The sequence below is a fragment of the Streptomyces sp. CBMA123 genome (genome assembly GCF_014596465.1).
In the GTDB taxonomy this organism is placed as follows: Bacteria; Actinomycetota; Actinomycetes; order Streptomycetales; family Streptomycetaceae; genus Kitasatospora.
On the sequence record NZ_MECK01000396.1, the window covers coordinates 1 to 3,507 of the forward strand.

General features: G+C 76.6%; 2 protein-coding genes. Both read right to left on the reverse strand.

Annotated features, from left to right (window positions below):
* A partial coding sequence (locus BG452_RS31615) for a condensation domain-containing protein (protein WP_223243008.1) occupies positions 1–1,661 on the reverse strand: 1,661 nt, incomplete at its 3' end.
* A gap of 4 nt (positions 1,662–1,665) precedes the next feature.
* Positions 1,666–3,507, reverse strand: a 1,842-nt coding sequence (locus tag BG452_RS31620; RefSeq protein WP_188307788.1) for a non-ribosomal peptide synthetase, incomplete at its 5' end; no start/stop codon positions are given.

Below are 3,507 nucleotides of genomic sequence, written 5' to 3' on the forward strand. Positions count from 1 at the left end.
CCGTCCCGCAGCGCGGCGAGCAGCCGGGCGGCGGCGGCCGGCGTGGGCGCGATGTCGGCGAGCGGCAGCGGGCCGTCCGCCGGGGAGCCCTGGGGCACCCCGGTGACCAGCTGCCACAGCTCCCGGTAGCCGAGCGGGCCGTCCGCGGTCGCCAACGCCACGTCCTGCGGGCGAAGTTCGGCGGCGCGGCGGACCGCCTCGGCGATGCCCTCGGCGGGTTCGGCCGCCGGGAACGCCGGGGCGGGGGCGCCGAGTTCGGCGGTCGGGGCGTCCGGGCGGTCCAGCACGGCGGTGAGCACTTCCGCGTACTGGCCCACCAGCCGGGCGGCGCCGGCCGCCGTGAAGAGGTCCTCGGCGAGCACGAACTGCACGGTGAGGGTGGACGGCTTCTCCACCAGCCGGACCTCCACGTCGAAGGCGCTGGAGGCGGTGGGTTCGCCGATCCGGGCGAAGCCCACCCGCAGTTCCCCGAGGTCCGCGCCGGCGACCGAGTTCATCGCGTGCACGCTCAGGAACATCGCCTGGGTGAGCGGGTTGTGGCTGTCCTCGCGGCGGGGCCGCAGCCGGCCGGTGATCCGGTGGGCGGGCATGTCCGCGTGCTCCTGGGCCTCCAGGACGGCGCTGCGGGTGGCCGCCAGCAGATCGGTGAAGGTGGTGCCCGGTCCGTTCGGCGCCGCCACGACCGCGATCATGTTGCCGAAGTCGCCGATCACGTGCTCCACCTCCGGACGGGTCCGGTAGGCGGTGAGCGTACTGGTGGCGAACGCGGACTGCCCGGTGGCGCGGCCGAGCAGCAGGTGGAAGACGGCGGTGAGGGCCATGTACGTGGTCACGCCGGTGCCGCGGCACAGCGCGCGCAGCCGTTCGGTGACGGCCTCGTCCAGCGGGAGGTCGAGCACCCGGCCCCGGAAGGACCGCTGGGCGGGCCGGGGCAGGTCGGCCGGGAGGTCCAGCAGCGCGGGCAGGCCGCTCAGCCGGGACTCCCAGTAGCCGAACTCGGCCTCCATCCGGGCCTCGTCCATCCACTGCCGCTGCCACAGCGAGAAGTCCGAGTACTGCACCGGCAGCGGGGCGAGCGGGGAGGGCCGGCCGGCCCGGAAGGCCGCGTACAGCTCGCCCACCTCGCGCACCAGGATGCCGATCGACCAGTCGTCGAAGGCGATCTGATGGGTCGTCAGGGCGAGCAGTGAGCTGTCCTCGGCGGTGCGCAGCAGCAGCGCCCGCAGCAGTCGGCCCTCGGCGAGGGCGAACGGCCGGGCCCGCTCCTGCCCGACCAGCGCGAGGACCTGCGCCTCCCGCTCGCCGTCCGGCACCGCGCGCAGGTCGCGCTCGGTGATCAGCGGGCCGGCCGGGGGCTCCTCGGCGGCCTGGACGGCGGTGCGGCCGAGCACGTGGAAGCCGGTGCGCAGGACTTCGTGCCGGGTGACGATCTCGCGCAGCACCCGGTCCAGCAGGGCGGGGTCGAGCGGGCCGTCGAGCCGCAGCGTGGCGGAGACGTTGTGCATCGGCGAGGCGGGCTGCAGCCGGCTGTTCCACCACACCCACTCCTGGGTGTAGGAGAGCGGGAAGAGGTTCATGACGCTCCCCTCCTGCTCCACCAGCCGGCCCAGCCGGTTGCGGTCCGCGGCGGTGAGGGCGGCGAGCTTCTCGGTCCAGCGCATCCGGTCATCCCTCCCCGTCTGTCAGGGCGCCCAGCCGGGCCAGCAGGTCGTCCAGGCCGGCCTCGGTGCGGGCCACCGAGCGGATCGGGCCGGGGGCGCCGGCGCCCACCGCGTCGCCCTGCTGCTCGACGAGCTTGGCCAGGCCGGCCACGGTGCGGTCCTCGAACAGGGCGCGGACGGCGATCTCGGTGCCGAGCGCCTCGCGCACCCGGTGGGTGACCACGGTGGCCAGCAGCGAGTGGCCGCCGAGGGCGAAGAAGTCGTCGTTCAGGCCGACCCGCTCGACGCCGAGGACGTCCTCCCAGATGGCGGCGAGGGCCTTCTCCACCTCGGTGACGGGGGCGGCGTACGGCTCGTCCGCGTCGCGCTCGGCGGCGGGCGCGGCGGGCAGCGCCGACACGTCGACCTTCCCGGTGGGCAGCAGCGGGAGCGCGTCGAGCCGGACGAAGGCGGCGGGCACCAGGTGGTCGGGCAGCACGGCGCCGGTGTGCTCGCGCAGTTCCCGGGCGGTCGGCGCGGCGGTCGTGGCCGGGGTCCAGTGGGCGACCAGGCGCGGGCCGCCGGCGTCGGCGCCGTCAACAGCGTCTCCACCGTCGGCGCCCTGGAGGCCGACCACGCAGTCCGCGACGCCGGGGTGCTCGCGCAGCCGGGCCTCCACCTCCGCGGGCTCCACCCGGAAGCCGCGGATCTGGATCTGGCGGTCGGCGCGGCCGCAGAACCGGACGGTGCCGTCGGGCAGGTAGCGGCCGAGGTCGCCGGTGCGGAACCAGCGGTCCGCCGGGTCGCCGGTGACCGGGCTGGTGTGGAACCGGGCGGCGGTCAGCGCGGCGTCCGCCGGGTAGCCAGCGGACAGGTGGGGCGAGCGGACGTGGATCTCGGCCGGTTCGCCGACGCCGGCCGGGGCGCCGGCCGGGTTGAGCAGGATCAGCTGGGAGCCGGGGGTGCCGGAGCCGAGCGGGATCTCGGCCGCGGGCTCGCCGGCCGGCACCCGGTGGGCGCTCATCGCCTGCGGGGTCTCGGTCGCGCCGTAGAAGTTGACGCAGGTCACGTCCGGGTTCAGCGAGCGGGCCAGGGTGACGTGGTGTCCGCGCAGCCGGTCGCCGCCGAAGAACAGGTGCCGCAGGGCGGGGGCGGTGCGCGCGGCGGGCCGGCCGGCGAGCAGGTACTCCAGGGTCGCCGGGGTCAGGTTGGCCACGGTGATCCGCTGCGCCTCGGCCCAGTCGGCGAACCGGCCGGGCAGCGTGGCGTGGTCGGGGACGCAGACGGTGGCGCCGAGGGCGAGCGGGACGAGGACGTCGCGCAGCATCGGGTCGTGGCCGGGGGCGGAGAGCAGGGCGAAGCGGTCCTCGGCGGTGAGCCCGTACTCGTCCCGGTACCAGGCGGTGAAGTGCGCCAGCGGCCCGTGGGTGCCGAGCACCGCCTTGGGGCGGCCGGTGGAGCCGGAGGTGAAGGCCAGGTAGGCCGGCGAGTCCGGGCCGGGGATGAACTGCGGTACCCCGACGGGCTGTTCGGTGAGGTCGTCGCGGCAGGGCAGCACCGGGGCGGCCCCGGTCCGCGCCAGGAGTTCGGCCGGGACCTCGGCGCCGTCGGTGCGCACCAGGGCGCGCGGGGCGGCGAGGGTCAGCTGCTCGGCGAGCCGGGCGGCGGGCTCGGCGGTGTCCAGGACGAGGAAGGCGGCCCCGGCGGCGAGGGTGCCGAGCATGGCGCAGGCCAGTTCGGCGCCGCGCGGCCCGTACAGGGCGACGACGTCGCCGGCGGCGACCCCGGCGGAGCGCAGCCGGTGGGCCAGCCGGTGGGCGCGCTCGGCCAGTTGCCCGTACGTCCAGTGGCCGGCCGGCTGCTCGAC